We start from the raw sequence: 14,880 nt of genomic DNA, 5'->3' as shown, positions 1-14,880 counted from the left end.
CAAGCTCGCCCATGCGTTGCCTGACCTTCGTTTGCCTGCTGATCTGTAGCCTGCACTCCTTCGCCCTCGATCGTTCGCGGGTCGAGGGCTACCTGCTGCCCAACGGTCTGCAGGTTATTCTTAAATCCGGCTATGAACGCGATCATGTGGCGATCCGCCTGGTGGTGGGTGTGGGCCTGGACGACTTCGACTGCGAGCAGAAAGAGCTGCCGCACCTGCTCGAGCACTTGCTGTTCAGCGGCATCGACGAGACCGGTGAGGGCGGCCTGGAAGAGCGCCTGCAGGCTTTGGGTGGCGAATGGAATGCCTTCACCAGCAGCGCCGACACCACCTTCGTCATCGAGGCCCCGGCGCGCAACCAGCGCAAAGTGCTCGACCTGCTGCTGGCGGTACTGCGCGACACCCGCATCGACGCCAAGGCGTTGGCCACGGCCAAGCGCATCATCGAACGTGAAGACGGCGGCCACTACGGCCACCTGCAACGTTGGCTCGACCGCCAGGACATCGGTCATCCGGCCAGCGATCAGTTGGCAACCGAACTGGGCCTCAAATGCCCGGAACGCTCCAACCTCGATGGCATGACGCTGGAGCAGGTGCAGGCCCTGCGTGATCGCTGGTACGCCGCCAACAACATGACCTTGATCATGGTTGGCGGCCTCGATCGGCTGCTGCCGGCCTACCTGGAGCGCACCTACGGCGAGCTGCCCGCCACCGAGCCGCAGGAGCGGCGCAACCTGGAAAGCATCAGCCAGCAGGCCGAACAGCGACGCGACCTGACCCGTGGTTTTCTGGGCGACAGCGTCAAACTGCACTGGTTGTTCATCGAGCCGGTACTGGACAACGACCACCAGTCGACCCTCGACCTGCTCTCACGCTATCTGGACTGGGCCCTGTACGACCAGTTGCGCCTGCGTAACGGCCTGTCCTATGGGCCTTCGGCACAACGCGAAAGCTTTGGTGACAGCGGCCTGCTCAGCCTGAACGCTGACCTTGAGCGCGATGACGTCGACGAGGCGGTCAAGGTGATGCAGAAACTGTTCGACCACTTGCGCGAGGACGGCCTTGATCCGGATACATTCGCCCGTATCAAGGAGGCCGCCGTCGCCAAGGAAAGCTGGAGCACCCAGGGCAACAGCGCGCTGGCCGATTATTACTGGGGGGCACTCAACGCCTACAGCAACGGGCGCTTTGCCGACCCGGCCCGGCAGCTGCGACAGGTCAGCCTGGAGCAGGCCAACGAGGCGCTGAAGGCATTGCTCAAGGATGAGGGTTATCTGCGCATCGAGAAGCCGTTGCTTGGGTATGACGAGCTGTATGGGCTGATTGCGCTGCTACTGGGGGTGATCCTGGCTGCCGGGCTGCTACGTCGCCGGCGTACTTCACCCCAACCACCGAGCGGTGCTACACGGCAGCGGTGATTCGGCGGTATCCTTTCGCCAGTACCGGCCTCTTCGCGGGTTTACCCGCGACGGCGCGGCACAGTCACCCTATCACTCTGTTGTATACCCATGCCCCCTATTCCCCATATCGTCCAGCGCGTCATCGAACTGCTCAAACGCTACCCCGGCATCATCGCGCTCGGCGGTTTCCTCTCCGGTATCGGCAGCTTCATTCTGGTCGACCGCCAGGCCAGCCTGGCCAGCTGGGTCGCCATTCTCATGCTGGTGAGCTGGATCTGGCTGATGCTGGAGAACACCCTGACAGGCCTGTTCGCCCGTACCTTCAAACGGGAAATTCCTCAGCCGCTGCTGCGCTACGCGACGCAGATGATCCACCAGGAAAGCCTGTTCTTCGTACTGCCGTTCTTTTTCATCACCACCACCTGGAACAGTGGCCAACTGGTATTCACCGGCCTGCTCGGTGCCGCCGGGCTGGTCTCGATCATCGACCCGCTGTACTACAAGTGGCTGGCACCGCGGCGCTGGCTGTTCATGGCGCTGCACACCCTCACCCTGTTCGCCGCGCTGTTGACGGCCCTGCCGATCATCCTGCACCTGACCACCGCGCAAAGCTTCAAGCTGGCACTGGTTGCAGCCATGGTGCTGTCGTTCCCGAGCCTGGCCAGCAGTTTCCCGATCAACACCTGGCGGCGCGGCGTGGCGCTGGTACTGGTGACCCTGGCGGTCGGCGGGGGCGGTTGGTTACTGCGCTCGTGGGTCCCACCGGCCACCCTGTGGATGACCGAAGTGGCGGTCAGCACTGAGGTATTGAACCGCCAGCCCGGCGAATCGCTGGATGAAGTTGCCGCCAGCCGCATTCGCAGCAGCGGCCTGTATGCCTACACCGCCATCAACGCACCGCGCGGCCTCAACGAGCGCATCTACCATGTGTGGCAGAAGGACGGCAAGGAAGTGGACCGTATCGCCCTGGATATCCATGGCGGGCGCAAGGAAGGCTACCGTGCGTGGACCCACAAGCAGAACTTCCCGCCAAACCCCGCAGGTAAATGGCAGGTGCGCGTGCTGACCGAAGATGGCCAAGTGATCGGTGTACTGCGCTTCAAGGTGGTAGACGACGCGCCGGCGAAGTAAGCGCTCCTGTGGGGGGCCGGCTTGCCGGCGATTGGGCCGCAACGCGGCCCCAACAGCACTCAGCACATTTCAACAAACCCCGCCATGCCTGCTGCGCTATGATCAGCCTCTACGCCTGTCAGATGCATGGAGCCTATGACCACCCCCAGCGCCACTCTGGACACCAGCAGCCAACCGGCCTGCCTGCGCATTGCCGGTGACTGGACCCTGGCCCACTACGCCAGCCTCAAGCGCGACAGCGAACACCTGCGCACCCAATACGGCGCGGACGCCGTAGCCGATCTCAGCCAACTGGGCCAGCTCGATACCGCCGGTGCCTCGCTACTGGCTGAGCTGCTGGGCTCTGAGCGCCTGTCGCACTGCACTCAACAGCTGCCCGCTGCCAGCCGCGCCCTGCTCAAGAACGTCTACTGCTCGGTTCAGGACTACTGCATCCCGGTAAAGGAACCCGAGCGCCCTGTGCTGCTCCTGCTGCTGGAGCGCATCGGCCGCGCGGTCAATACGTTGTGGCAAGACACCCTGCAGTTGCTCGGCTTCATCGGCCTGATCCTGGAAACCCTGCTGCGCCGGGCCTTGCAACCGCATCGCTGGCGGCTCACCCCGGTTGTCTCGCATATCGAGCAGACAGGTCTGGACGCCGCGCCTATCGTCGCGTTGCTGACGTTTCTGGTGGGCGCGGTGGTCGCCTTCCTCGGGGCGACCGTGCTGGCCGATTTCGGCGCAACCGTATTCACCGTCGACCTGGTGGCGTTCTCGTTCCTGCGCGAATTCGCCGTGTTGCTGACTGCCATCCTGATGGCCGGCCGCACAGCCAGTGCCTTTACTGCCCAGATCGGCTCGATGAAGGCCAACGAGGAGATCGACGCCATCCGTACCCTGGGCCTGAACCCGATCGAACTGCTGGTCGTACCCCGGGTGCTGGCACTGCTGATCTCGCTGCCGCTGCTGACCTTCGTCGCGATGATCTGCGGCATCGTCGGCGGTGCTGTGGTGTGCGCGCTTTCACTGGATATTTCGCCGGCCATGTTTCTCTCGCTGCTGCAAAGCGATATTGGCGTGCAGCACTTTCTCGTCGGCCTGGCCAAGGCACCTTTCTTCGCTTTCCTGATCGCGGCCATTGGCTGCCTGGAAGGCTTCAAGGTCAGCGGCAGCGCTGAGTCGGTAGGCGCCCATACCACCTCCAGCGTGGTTCAGTCGATCTTCGTGGTCATCGTGCTCGACGCAGTGGCTGCGCTGTTCTGCATGGAGATGGGCTGGTGAGTACCCCGGAAGCAGTGATCCAGGCGCGGGGCATCTGCAACCGCTTCGGCAGCCAGAGCGTGCACGAAAACCTCGATCTGGACCTTTACCGCGGTGAAATCCTGGCCGTGGTTGGCGGTTCGGGCAGCGGCAAGTCGGTGCTGTTACGCAGCATCATAGGGCTACGGCTGCCGAATGAAGGCCAGATCAAAGTGTTTGGCCAGAACCTGGCCGGCCTGCATGAAGAGCAACGCTCATTGGTCGAACGGCGCTTTGGCGTGTTGTTCCAGAAGGGTGCGCTGTTCTCCTCGCTGACCGTCACCGAGAACGTCGCATTGCCACTGATCGAGCATGCAGGCCTGTCGCGCGCCGATGCAGAACACCTGGCCGGGGTGAAGCTGGCCTTGGCCGGCCTGCCGATTTCGGCCGCAGACAAATACCCCTCTTCACTGTCTGGCGGCATGATCAAGCGCGCCGCACTTGCCCGCGCACTGGCCCTGGACCCGGACATCCTGTTCCTTGACGAACCCACTGCCGGCCTCGACCCGATCGGCGCCGCCGCCTTCGACCAACTGATCCTCACCCTGCGCGACGCCCTGGGCCTGAGCGTGTTCCTCATCACCCACGATCTGGACACGCTCTACACCATCACTGACCGCATCGCGGTACTGTCGCAGAAGAAGGTGCTGGTGGCAGGCCCGCTGGCCCAAGTCGAACAGACCGACGACCCGTGGATTCACGATTACTTTCACGGCCCACGCGGACGGGCGGCTGAACAGGCCGCCAACCGTGCCGGGCAGGAGCGCTGAACGATGGAAACCCGAGCTCATCACGTCCTCATCGGCCTGGTCACCGTGCTGGTGGTGGCCGGTGCCATGCTGTTTGGCCTGTGGCTGACCAAGTCCAGCGTCGACGACGCCTTCAAGGACTACGAAGTGATCTTCAACGAAGCCGTCTCCGGGCTGTCCCGCGGCAGCCCCGTGCAATACAACGGCATCAAGGTCGGTGACGTGACCAGCCTGCGCCTGGACCCCAAGGACCCGCGCCGGGTGCTGGCCCGGGTTCGCCTGAGCGGCGATACCCCGGTCAAGGAAGACACCCAGGCGAAACTGACCCTCGCCGGCGTCACCGGCAACTCGTTCATCCAGCTCAGCGGCGGCACTCCGAAAAGCCCAGAGCTCAAGGGCAAAGACGGCAAGTTACCCGTGATAATCGCCTCGCCCTCCCCCATCTCGCAGCTACTCAATGACAGCAGCGACCTGGTCACCAACATCAACCTGCTGCTGCACAATGCGAACCAGATGTTCTCGGAAAACAATATCGACCGCCTGAGCAACACCCTGGCCAATCTGGAACAGACCACCAGTGCGTTCGCCAACCACAAAGGCGGCATTTCCCAGGCCATAGAACAGCTGGCCCAGGTCGGCAAACAGGCCAACGCCACGCTGGCCGAAACCCAAGCGCTGATGCGCAATGCCAACAGCCTGCTCGGCACCCAGGGCAAACAGGCCATCGGCAGCGCCGAGCAGGCCATGCAATCGCTGGCCGCCAGCACTGCGACCATCAACAGCCTGCTCAATGATAACCGCCAGTCCATCGACGACGGCGCGCAAGGCCTCAACCAGCTGACACCGGCCATCCGCGAACTGCGTGAAACCCTCAACTCACTCAAGGGCATTTCCCGACGCCTGGAAGCCGACCCGAGCGGCTACCTGCTTGGCCGCGACAACAACAAGGAGTTCCAGCCATGAAGCTGTCGCTGCGCCTGCTGGCCCTGACGGCCGCGCTGAGCCTGTCTGCCGCCTGCTCGATCCTGCCCCAGAGCGAGCCTGTGGATATCTACCGGCTGCCGGTCAACCAGGCCAGCCACAGCGCGACCCCGGTGCCATGGTCGTTACGCTTGAACAAGCCGCTGGCAAGCGAAGTGCTGGCCGGGCCACGCATCGCTGTGATCCCCAAGGGCGATGTGGTCAGCAGCTACAAAGGCGCCCGCTGGAGCGACCCGGTGCCGTTGCTGTTACGCAACCGCCTGCTCGATGGCTTCCAGCGCGACGGGCGTGTACAGCGTCTGAGCGCCGACGACAGCAACCTGCAGGCCGACTATGAACTGGCCGGTGAACTGCAGGCATTTCAGAGCGAGTACCGGCCAACCGGTACGGTGGAGGTGGTGATCCGCTATGACGCGCGTCTGGTTCACGGGCGCAGCCAGCGAATCCTTGCCAGCAAGCGTTTCGAGGTGCGTCAGCTGCTGGCAGATACGCAGGTTTCGGCCGTGGTGGCCGGCTTCGGCATGGCCAACGATCAACTCGCCGCGCAGGTGGTGAACTGGACCGTCGCGCAAAGCGCTCAGGCTCAGGCAAAGAACCAATAGCAGACCAGGATGGCCGCAATGACACCGGACAGTTCGGCCAGCAAGGCGCAACCTACGGCATGGCGCACGCGCTGGATGCCGACAGCACCGAAATACACCGCCAGCACGTAGAACGTGGTTTCGGTGCTGCCCTGAACGGTAGCGGCTACCAGTGCCGGGAAGCTGTCCACGCCGTGGGTCTGCATGGTCTCGATCAGCATCGCCCGCGCCGCACTGCCGGAGAACGGCTTGACCAATGCGGTCGGCAGGCCCTCGACGAAGCGAGTGTCCATACCCATCCAACTCACCGCGTGACGAATGCCATCCAAGGCCAGCTCAAGGGCCCCGGAGGCGCGCAGCACACCAACGGCTACCAGCATGGCCACCAGGTAGGGCAGCAGGCTCTTGGCCACGTCGAACCCTTCCTTGGCGCCTTCGACAAAGGCCTCATACACCTTCACCCGCTTCAGCGCACCGATCACCAGGAACAGCATGATCACACCAAACAGCGTGAGGTTGCCCAGGACAGACGACAGGCTGGCCAGCGCAGCAGCCGACAGGGTACCGAGGAAGGCCATGAAGCCGCCCAGCAACAGAGCACCCGGGATCATGTAGGCCAGCACCACCGGGTCCCACAGGCGCAAGCGCTGCATCACCGCCACCGACAGCAGACCGACCAGGGTCGAAACGCTGGTCGCCAGCAGGATCGGCAGGAACACCAGGGTCGGGTCAGTAGCGCCTTGCTGGGCGCGGTACATAAAGATGGTGACCGGCAGCAGGGTCAGCGATGAGGCATTGAGCACCAGAAACAGGATTTGCGCGTTGCTCGCGGTGGTGCTGCTGGGGTTGAGCTCCTGCAGGGCGCGCATGGCTTTCAGGCCGATCGGCGTAGCGGCGTTGTCCAGGCCCAGGCCGTTGGCAGCAAAGTTCATGGTGATCAGGCCCAGTGCCGGGTGGCCGGGTGGCACTTGCGGCATCAGCCGGGCGAACAGCGGGCCGAGCACTTTGGCCAGCCATTCCACGATACCGGCCTTTTCCGCAATCTTGAGAAACCCCAGCCAGAGGGTAAGGGTGCCGAACAGCAGGATCATGACTTCGACCGACAGCTTGGCCATGGCGAAGATGCTCTCGACCATCGCGGCGAAAATGCCGGCGTTGCCGCCCACCAGCCATTGGGCCAGGGCCGATACGGCCGCCACCAGGAAAAAGCCAAGCCAAAGGCCGTTGAGCATCCGTGTGTTCCCCCTGAAAAGTGCCTGAATGATAACGCACCAACGGCTGCTTTAGCCTGCGCTGGCCACATCGCCGGTTCGCCGGCGATGTGGCCCTTACAGACAGCAAAAAGCCCCGAATGAATCGGGGCTCAATGTTCAACGCGTCAGGTTCAGCGCTTGGCGGTCTCGCCAACCAGCGCCGCTTCCTTCTTGTCCGCAATCAGCGAGGCGTAGTATTGCTCGCCCTTGGCGGCGTCGTACATGCCTTCCCAACGAGCGATCACCAGGGCAGCCAAGGCATTGCCGACCACGTTCAGAGCGGTACGCGCCATGTCCATGATGCGGTCGACACCTGCGATGAAGGCCAGGCCTTCCAGCGGGATGCCTACGCTGCCCAAGGTTGCCAGCAGGACCACGAACGATACGCCCGGCACACCGGCAATACCCTTGGAGGTCACCATCAGGGTCAGCACCAGCAGCAATTGCTGGCTCCAGGACAGGTCAATGCCGTACAGCTGGGCGATGAAGATCGCCGCGATGCTCTGGTACAGGGTCGAGCCGTCGAGGTTGAACGAGTAACCGGTCGGTACCACGAACGAGCAGATCGACTTCGGCGCACCGTACTTTTCCATCTTCTCGATGACACGCGGCAGCACGGTTTCGGAGCTGGACGTGGAGTAGGCCAGGATCAGCTCATCTTTCATGATGCGCATGATCTTGATTACCGAGAAGCCAAAGATGCGTGCGACAAGGCCCAGCACCATGAAGGCGAAGAAGGCGATGGCGAAGTACACCAGCAGCACCAGCTTGGCCAGCGGCAGCAGCGAGCTGAAGCCGAAGTTGGCGACCGTCACGGCGATCAGGGCGAATACGCCGATCGGGGCGTAGTTCATGATCATGTGGGTGACCTTGAACATGGTCTCCGACACGCCCTGGAAGGTACGCACCAGCGGCTCGCGCAGGTCTGCCTGCAGGCTCGACAAGCCCAGGCCGAACAGCACCGAGAAGAAGATGATCGGCAGCATCTCGCCACGCATCAGCGCCGCGAAGATGTTCGACGGGATCAGGTTCAGCAGGGTCTCGATGAACGCATGCTCATGCTGCACCTCGGCGGCGGTCGCCTGGTACTTGGAGATGTCGACGGTGCCCAGGGTGCTCATGTCGATGCCGGCGCCCGGGTGGAACAGGTTTGCCAGCACCAGGCCGACAACGATGGCGATGGTTGTCACCACCTCGAAGTAGATGATGGTCTTCAGGCCGATGCTGCCCAGTTTCTTCGCGTCGCCAACCCCGGCGATGCCCACGATCAGCGACGAAATCACGATCGGGACGACGATCATCTTGATCAGGCGAATGAAGATGTCACCGGCGGGCTGGAGAACGTTGCTGATCCACCATGCCTTTTCTGCACTGAAATGATTCAGTAGCGCGCCGATTGCAACGCCCAGGACCAGACCGATGACGATCTGCCAGGCGAGGCTCAATTTTGCCTTCTTCATGTCTTTACCCTTTGTTCTAGTGATCACGGGCACCGACCGGAAAAGCACGTAACAGAGCCGTTGGCAACGTCACGGGCATCGTACAGCTTCCGTCCGGAGGCCTCATGTAAGGACACCGCAAGCGAGCGACAGGGCGCTCGGGCCAGCGAAAAGGCGGCAACTATTGCGATGGGCAAGGACGAAATCTAATGCCGGAAGCGCATACCCCATGCCGATTCGACATACAGCAATGCGTCAAAATGAGGCATTCGCAAGTCATTGATTTATAACGTTCGGAAACCCGAACACGACCAAACCGCCAGATCTCGGCTGATTTGGCAGTACGCAAAAGAGGACATTGATGGCCTGTTCGACAATCCGAATGGCCGAAATGACACCTGACAACGGCAGCGTTGAGCGAAAAAAAATTGATGTGCGGTCAAGACAAAATGTGTCTCAGCAGGAAAAAGCTGAAAGGGAGATGTTGAAATGAAGATGGCATCTCGGAAGTCAGGCCAGCTCTATGTGGGAAAACTCACTGCTGACCTGAACCTCCGATTTTGCCTTGCCTGACCCGGCCCATTGCTGGAGGCACTCCCTGTACCCCTAGGCCACTCCGATCCTGCAACAATCAGAACAGCCCGGCCCCTTGGTCATGTGCGGCCCCTCCTCGGGGCAGCGCATCATAGAAGCGAGAACTATAGAAAGGTTCCACTTCTATTACGTGACAGTGCGCGACCAATCGTCCCTGACACTCAGTACCAGTTCGGGTCACGCTTGAGCTGCTCCTTCAGCATCGCCTGCATGCCTTCATCCGGCTCACCCAGCCAACGATACTGCGCATGGCGGGTTGGGGCCTTGTCACTCGGCAGGCCCTCGGGTACCTCCACCAGCATCCCGTAGGCATCGTCCTTGTCCCAGCTGAACGCTACGATCAGGCGTTTGTAGGTGCAGTTGTCCTTGGATTCACACAGCGGTCCGACCAGATATTTGTCACCATCCTCGGTCACCGCGGACATCTGCTGCTGTGCACTGCCCGTCAGGTTGATCACCCAGTCGGGCAGGCGTTCCTCGCCTTTGATCGCGTCCTGCCAGGTCTCCCGGTACTCAGGGTCAGAGCCGAGCAACTTGTCGGCGCTGACCTGGCCATCATTGGCCGCCATCGCCGCTGCGCTACCACCCAACAGCAGAGCGGCAGCTACGGCGTTGCAAAGCTTCCTGCTCATCGTCAACCTCGACCACGTCCAAAGAAGAAGGAGGCTACGAACAGGACCAGGAAGACAATGAACAGGATCTTCGCGATACCCGTGGCAGCGCCGGCGATACCACCGAAGCCGAGTACGGCGGCGACAATGGCGATGATGAGGAAAGTGATAGCCCAACTCAGCATGATGCTTCTCCTTTCTTTTTTGAAATCGATCCGGTCGGTGTCGAAACCGCAGCGCCTTAGAACACCCAGCGTTGCTGGGGCACGACTTTTTCGACTGTGGCCGGCGAGGTGTTGGCCGAAGGCAGCTTTTGCGCTGCCCTCACCAATGTGTTGGCACGTGTCGCCTGGATCTGCGCCAGTAGCGCAGTCTGCGCCGCAACCTGCTCAGTGAGTCGCGCGGTCTGCCAGCTGTAGTAAAAAAGGCCTGCGGCCAAAGCCAGCAGCAACGCCATCCCCAGTATCAGGAACTGGCGCAGTGGCAGTGCGGCGATCTGCGAACGGTTGACGGATTGGCGGTTCATGCCGGCTTCTCCTGCTGTAATTTTTCTATTCAAACCTGAACAGGTAACTGCAGCCTGCGTGCCAGCGGCTCTATTTCTAATAAATCCTTATAAATCAAATAGTTACGCAAACACATTATTGGGCCTGAGGACGTATCCTGCACGATGCCCGTCTTGGCGTCGTGCGTATTGCACGATTCATCCTTCAACCTTGGTCGCCACCTTGAGCAGATCGGCATCCACCCCACGTACGCCAATGATTTGCCGCGCGATCTCAACGGCGATGGTTTTCTGCTCGCTGCTGACTACCTCACCCGACAGCCGCACCATGCCGCCCTCACTGGCCACCTTGATGTTCAGGCCATCAAGGTTGCGGCTGAAGCGGAAGCTGTTCTGGATCTTGTCGATCACCCAACTGTCACTTGGCTGCGGCCCGGTAGACACGCCCACCGGCGTTTCGCGAGCCTGGGCCATGGCTGCGGAATCCAGACTGACCAGGTTGTTGACCAGGTACACACCGTCAGTGGTCCGCGCCACCACCCCAGCCAGTTCCTTGGCTTCAGCGCTGTCGACCTTGCCGCGCAGGGTGATCACACCTTCACTGCTCTGTACCTCGATAGGCGCCTTCTGCGTCGTACGGCTCCACAGCAGACGGGCACGAATGACGGCAGCCAGGGTTGCATCCTCAAGACGCTGAGCGTAAGCCCGCAATTCGAGCGGGCGCTCGACCAGCCCGGCGTTGACCTGCAACTGGTTATCGACCTGCTCGATGCCTCGAGTCGCCTGTGCGACGTGTTCGGCCAGCTGGCGCTCAACCTCATTCTCGACCTCACCCGTCAGGCGTGCCCGCTGGCCATCCACCTCGACCTCAATGCGAAACGGGTTGAGCATGCGGTTGAGTGCCAGCGCAGTCTGTAGGGAGCCCTCCAGCCGGGCATCCTGAACCGGGTCGGCAAACGCTGGGGTGCAAATGGATAACAGGCTGGCCGTCAACACAGCCGTTCGAGTGGTAAAAGGCATGACCGCACTCCTTCTGTAGGCTAAATCCACAAATCATCGCAACCAATGTGCCACCTCAATGCTCTAAGGCAATCATTGAGATATCGCGGGTTCACGGCATTCTTTGGCCATTGGCTAGCATGCATAGGACAGAATCCTTCAGAATTGACCATGCAACTTGCCCGATTTTTCCCACACTAAATGAAGATCTTTCCCAAAGGAGCGCTGGAAATGGAATCAGCCCAGGACAACCAAGGCCGTATTCTGCTTGTGGATGACGAGTCCGCGATCCTGCGCACCTTCCGCTACTGCCTCGAAGATGAGGGCTACAGCGTGGCCACCGCCAACAGTGCCGCGCAGGCCGAAGCCTTGCTCCAGCGCCAGGTGTTCGACCTGTGCTTCCTCGACCTGCGTCTGGGTGAAGACAACGGCCTGGATGTGCTGGCACAGATGCGCATCCAAGCACCGTGGATGCGGGTGGTGATCGTCACCGCGCATTCGGCCATCGACACTGCGGTCGATGCGATCCAGGCCGGTGCCGCCGACTACCTGGTCAAACCCTGCAGCCCCGACCAGTTGCGCCTGGCCACAGCCAAACAGCTGGAAGTCCGCCAATTGTCGGCACGCCTGGAGGCGCTCGAAGGTGAAGTGCGCAAGCCCAAAGACGGCCTGGACTCGCATAGCCCGGCAATGATGGCCGTGCTGGAAACCGCACGCCAGGTAGCCACCACCGACGCCAACATCCTCATTCTTGGCGAATCGGGGACCGGCAAGGGCGAACTGGCCCGCGCCATTCACAGCTGGAGCAAGCGTGCACGCAAGGCCTGCGTGACCATCAACTGCCCGTCGCTGAACGCCGAGCTGATGGAGAGCGAATTGTTCGGCCACACCCGCGGCGCATTCACCGGCGCCAGTGAAAGCACGCTGGGCCGGGTCAACCAGGCCGATGGCGGCACGCTGTTCCTCGACGAGATCGGCGATTTTCCCCTGACATTGCAACCCAAGTTACTGCGTTTCATCCAGGATAAAGAGTATGAGCGGGTAGGCGACCCTGTCACCCGACGCGCCGACGTGCGCATCCTCGCGGCGACCAACCTGAACCTGGAAGAAATGGTCCGCGAAAGCCGCTTCCGTGAAGACCTGCTCTACCGCCTGAACGTCATCACCCTGCACCTGCCGCCCCTGCGCGAGCGCAGTGAGGACATCCTTACCCTGGCCGATCGCTTCCTCGCCCGTTTCGTCAAGGAGTACGCGCGCCCTGCCCGCGGCTTCAGCGACGAAGCCCGCGCCGCGCTGCTCAATTACCGTTGGCCTGGCAATATCCGCGAACTGCGCAACGTGGTCGAACGCGCCAGCATCATCTGCCCACAGGACCGCGTGGAGATCATTCACTTGGGTATGGGCGAGCAACCTGCCGGCAGCGCTCCCCGGGTTGGTGCCGCGCTGAGCCTGGATGAACTGGAGCGTGCCCACATCGGCGCCGTGCTGGCAGCCAGTGACACACTGGACCAGGCCGCCAAGACCTTGGGTATCGATGCCTCGACCCTGTACCGCAAGCGTAAGCAGTACAACCTATGAGATGGCCAATGAAGCTGCGTACGCGGCTTTTCCTCAGCATTTCAGCGCTGATCACAGTCGCTCTGCTGGGCCTGATGCTAGGTTTGGTCAGCGTGTTGCAAATGACTGCCGCGCAGCAAGCTTCGGTGAGCAATACCACCCATGTCCTGGAAATAGGCTTGAAGCTTAGGCAGAACCTGGGCGAGCAACTGATGCTCATCCTCGATGCGCAAACTTCGCCTCAGAGCCTGCGAGCGCTGCAAGACAATTTCCAGGACCTGCTTGACCAAGGGCTTGCACAAGGCGGTGAACGTACCGGCTTCAACAAGGCCAGCAGCAACTATCAGGCCTTCCTGAGTGCCTATCGCCAAAGCCCTGCACCGGCAAACAGCATGGGTGCCGACCAGCCACTGGGCGCCGCGTTCAACCAAGTGCGCACCGACCTGATCGATTCGCACAAGCTTGCCATCGATTACATCACTCGCAGCGAACAACTGTCCCGCGACCGCGCTTTACTGGTCAGTGGTGTACTCGGCCTGACGGGCTTGGTGGTGCTGATGCTCGGCTTCTTTACCGCACACAACATCGCCCGCCGCTTCGGGCAACCCATCGAAGCCCTGGCCAAGGCCGCAGATCAACTCGGCCAAGGTAACTTCGATGTCACGTTGCCCGTCAGCCAAGCCATAGAAGTCAACCAGCTGACCCGCCGCTTCGGGCTGATGGCCGAGGCGCTGCGCAAGCACCAGGAGACCAACGTCGATGAACTGCTGGCCGGCCAACAACGCCTGCAGGCTGTGCTCGACAGCATCGACGATGGCCTGCTGATCATCGACCGCCAAGGCAACCTGGAGCATCTCAACCCGGTCGCCCAGCGCCAGCTCGGCTGGAGCAACAACCGCCTGGGCAGCCCCTTGGCAGAGGCACTGCAGCGCCCAGAACTGGAGCAACAGCTGCGCCAGGTGCTGCGCGGCGGTAGCCTGGACCGCCCACCTGAGGACCTGAGTATCGAGGTTGATGAAGAGTCACGCCTGCTGTCCTACAGCCTGACCCCGGTCAGCCACCCGCAAGGACCGATTCTCGGTGCCGTGATGGTGCTGCACGATGTGACCGAGCAGCGCGCTTTCGAGCGTGTGCGTAGCGAGTTCGTACTGCGCGCCTCCCACGAACTGCGTACGCCGGTCACCGGCATGCACATGGCCTTCGGCCTGCTGCGAGAGCGCGTGAAGTTTCCACCTGAGGCGCGTGAGAATGACCTGTTGGAGACCATCGGCGAGGAAATGCAGCGCCTGACCCAACTGATCAACGACCTGTTGAATTTTTCACGCTACCAGAGCGGGCTGCAAAAACTCGAACTCGCCCCCTGTGCCATCGACGAACTGCTCGAACGTGCCCAGGTACGGTTCAGCGAGCAGGCATCAGTCAAGCAGATCGAGCTGATCAAGGCGCTGGAGCCGCCGCTGCCTCGGATCCAGGCCGACATCGCCCAACTGGATCGTGTGCTCGACAACCTGCTGCACAACGCCATTCGGCATACCGGCAGCGGGGGGCGAATTCGCCTGCATGCGCGACGCCACGCGGAGCGCGTCATCATCAGCGTCGAGGACAATGGCGAAGGCATTGCCTACGGACAGCAGGGGCGCATTTTCGAACCCTTTGTACAGGTAGGGCGCAAGAAGGGCGGGGCCGGGCTGGGGCTGGCATTGTGCAAGGAAATCGTGCAATTGCACGGCGGCCGCATGGGCGTCTTCTCCCGGCCCGGGCAGGGAACACAGTTCTACATGGCTCTTCCGGTGTGATTTCTT

The 14,880-nt window shown here is 61.7% G+C and carries 14 protein-coding genes; 8 read left to right on the top strand and 6 right to left on the bottom strand.

Annotation, left to right across the window (positions count from 1 at the left end):
- Positions 1-11 precede the first annotated feature (11 nt).
- From ACMGGN_RS22660 to ACMGGN_RS22635, 6 genes are all read left to right on the top strand, one after another.
- Positions 12-1,418, top strand: coding sequence for a M16 family metallopeptidase (locus ACMGGN_RS22660; protein WP_115273167.1), 1,407 nt, complete (start codon positions 12-14; stop codon positions 1,416-1,418).
- A 90-nt stretch (positions 1,419-1,508) separates the two neighbouring features.
- Positions 1,509-2,531: a DUF5924 family protein gene (locus ACMGGN_RS22655; protein ID WP_046786722.1), complete on the top strand. Its 1,023-nt coding sequence runs from the start codon at positions 1,509-1,511 to the stop codon at positions 2,529-2,531.
- 126 nt (positions 2,532-2,657) lie between these two features.
- Positions 2,658-3,791 carry an ABC transporter permease gene (locus tag ACMGGN_RS22650; protein ID WP_046786723.1) on the top strand — a complete coding sequence of 378 codons (1,134 nt, stop codon included), beginning with the start codon at positions 2,658-2,660 and terminating at the stop codon, positions 3,789-3,791.
- Positions 3,788-4,579: an ABC transporter ATP-binding protein gene (locus ACMGGN_RS22645; RefSeq protein WP_115273168.1), complete on the top strand. Its 792-nt coding sequence runs from the start codon at positions 3,788-3,790 to the stop codon at positions 4,577-4,579. The genes ACMGGN_RS22650 and ACMGGN_RS22645 overlap by 4 nt, the downstream gene beginning before the upstream one ends.
- Before the next feature lie 3 nt (positions 4,580-4,582).
- Positions 4,583-5,521, top strand: a complete 939-nt coding sequence (locus tag ACMGGN_RS22640; RefSeq protein ID WP_046786725.1) for an MlaD family protein — start codon at positions 4,583-4,585, stop codon at positions 5,519-5,521.
- Positions 5,518-6,141: an ABC-type transport auxiliary lipoprotein family protein gene (locus tag ACMGGN_RS22635; RefSeq protein WP_119687971.1), complete on the top strand. Its 624-nt coding sequence runs from the start codon at positions 5,518-5,520 to the stop codon at positions 6,139-6,141. Before ACMGGN_RS22640 ends, ACMGGN_RS22635 begins: the two co-directional genes overlap by 4 nt.
- On the opposite strand, the gene ACMGGN_RS22630 is transcribed toward ACMGGN_RS22635, so the two are convergent.
- The 6 genes from ACMGGN_RS22630 to ACMGGN_RS22605 form a co-directional block, all read right to left on the bottom strand.
- The gene (locus tag ACMGGN_RS22630; protein WP_012316842.1) at positions 6,123-7,352 is read right to left on the bottom strand and encodes a nucleoside recognition domain-containing protein; all 1,230 of its coding nucleotides are present in this window, start codon (positions 7,350-7,352) and stop codon (positions 6,123-6,125) included. The genes ACMGGN_RS22635 and ACMGGN_RS22630 overlap by 19 nt on opposite strands.
- Positions 7,353-7,504: 152 nt before the next feature.
- The gene (gltP, locus tag ACMGGN_RS22625) at positions 7,505-8,833 is read right to left on the bottom strand and encodes a glutamate/aspartate:proton symporter GltP (protein WP_046786728.1); all 1,329 of its coding nucleotides are present in this window, start codon (positions 8,831-8,833) and stop codon (positions 7,505-7,507) included.
- Positions 8,834-9,567: 734 nt separating this feature from the next.
- Entirely contained in the window at positions 9,568-10,038 is a 471-nt protein-coding gene (locus tag ACMGGN_RS22620; protein WP_046786729.1) for an inhibitor of vertebrate lysozyme family protein, read from the bottom strand.
- 2 nt (positions 10,039-10,040) lie between these two features.
- On the bottom strand, positions 10,041-10,202 hold the full coding sequence (locus tag ACMGGN_RS22615) for a DUF1328 domain-containing protein (RefSeq protein ID WP_003252966.1): 162 nt from the start codon (positions 10,200-10,202) through the stop codon (positions 10,041-10,043).
- Between the two features lie 56 nt (positions 10,203-10,258).
- Entirely contained in the window at positions 10,259-10,543 is a 285-nt protein-coding gene (locus tag ACMGGN_RS22610; RefSeq protein ID WP_046786730.1) for a hypothetical protein, read from the bottom strand.
- A 177-nt stretch (positions 10,544-10,720) separates the two neighbouring features.
- Positions 10,721-11,542, bottom strand: a complete 822-nt coding sequence (locus ACMGGN_RS22605; RefSeq protein WP_125924268.1) for a BON domain-containing protein — start codon at positions 11,540-11,542, stop codon at positions 10,721-10,723.
- Between the two features lie 210 nt (positions 11,543-11,752).
- On the opposite strand from ACMGGN_RS22605, the gene algB reads away from it, so the two are divergent.
- Together algB and ACMGGN_RS22595 are read left to right on the top strand one after the other, a co-directional pair.
- Entirely contained in the window at positions 11,753-13,099 is a 1,347-nt protein-coding gene (gene algB / locus ACMGGN_RS22600) for a sigma-54-dependent response regulator transcription factor AlgB (RefSeq protein WP_046786732.1), read from the top strand.
- On the top strand, positions 13,096-14,874 hold the full coding sequence (locus ACMGGN_RS22595; protein ID WP_237860943.1) for a KinB sensor domain-containing domain: 1,779 nt from the start codon (positions 13,096-13,098) through the stop codon (positions 14,872-14,874). Before algB ends, ACMGGN_RS22595 begins: the two co-directional genes overlap by 4 nt.
- Positions 14,875-14,880: the final 6 nt, after the last annotated feature.

Source organism: Pseudomonas sp. BNK-30, from assembly GCF_047456185.1.
Classification (GTDB): domain Bacteria; phylum Pseudomonadota; class Gammaproteobacteria; order Pseudomonadales; family Pseudomonadaceae; genus Aquipseudomonas; species Aquipseudomonas putida_E.
This window is presented reverse-complemented; position numbering and strand designations above follow the sequence as displayed.

What these genes read in the sequence shown, in the direction of transcription:
- ACMGGN_RS22640 (WP_046786725.1), top strand. Translation starts at nt 4,583, where the DNA reads ATGGAAACCCGAGCTCATCACGTCCTCATCGGCCTGGTCACCGTGCTG.
- ACMGGN_RS22660 (WP_115273167.1), top strand. Translation starts at nt 12, where the DNA reads ATGCGTTGCCTGACCTTCGTTTGCCTGCTGATCTGTAGCCTGCACTCC.
- ACMGGN_RS22610 (WP_046786730.1), bottom strand. Translation starts at nt 10,543, where the DNA reads ATGAACCGCCAATCCGTCAACCGTTCGCAGATCGCCGCACTGCCACTG.
- ACMGGN_RS22595 (WP_237860943.1), top strand. Translation starts at nt 13,096, where the DNA reads ATGAGATGGCCAATGAAGCTGCGTACGCGGCTTTTCCTCAGCATTTCA.
- ACMGGN_RS22620 (WP_046786729.1), bottom strand. Translation starts at nt 10,038, where the DNA reads ATGAGCAGGAAGCTTTGCAACGCCGTAGCTGCCGCTCTGCTGTTGGGT.
- algB (WP_046786732.1), top strand. Translation starts at nt 11,753, where the DNA reads ATGGAATCAGCCCAGGACAACCAAGGCCGTATTCTGCTTGTGGATGAC.
- ACMGGN_RS22615 (WP_003252966.1), bottom strand. Translation starts at nt 10,202, where the DNA reads ATGCTGAGTTGGGCTATCACTTTCCTCATCATCGCCATTGTCGCCGCC.
- gltP (WP_046786728.1), bottom strand. Translation starts at nt 8,833, where the DNA reads ATGAAGAAGGCAAAATTGAGCCTCGCCTGGCAGATCGTCATCGGTCTG.
- ACMGGN_RS22655 (WP_046786722.1), top strand. Translation starts at nt 1,509, where the DNA reads ATGCCCCCTATTCCCCATATCGTCCAGCGCGTCATCGAACTGCTCAAA.
- ACMGGN_RS22630 (WP_012316842.1), bottom strand. Translation starts at nt 7,352, where the DNA reads ATGCTCAACGGCCTTTGGCTTGGCTTTTTCCTGGTGGCGGCCGTATCG.
- ACMGGN_RS22650 (WP_046786723.1), top strand. Translation starts at nt 2,658, where the DNA reads ATGGAGCCTATGACCACCCCCAGCGCCACTCTGGACACCAGCAGCCAA.
- ACMGGN_RS22605 (WP_125924268.1), bottom strand. Translation starts at nt 11,542, where the DNA reads ATGCCTTTTACCACTCGAACGGCTGTGTTGACGGCCAGCCTGTTATCC.
- ACMGGN_RS22635 (WP_119687971.1), top strand. Translation starts at nt 5,518, where the DNA reads ATGAAGCTGTCGCTGCGCCTGCTGGCCCTGACGGCCGCGCTGAGCCTG.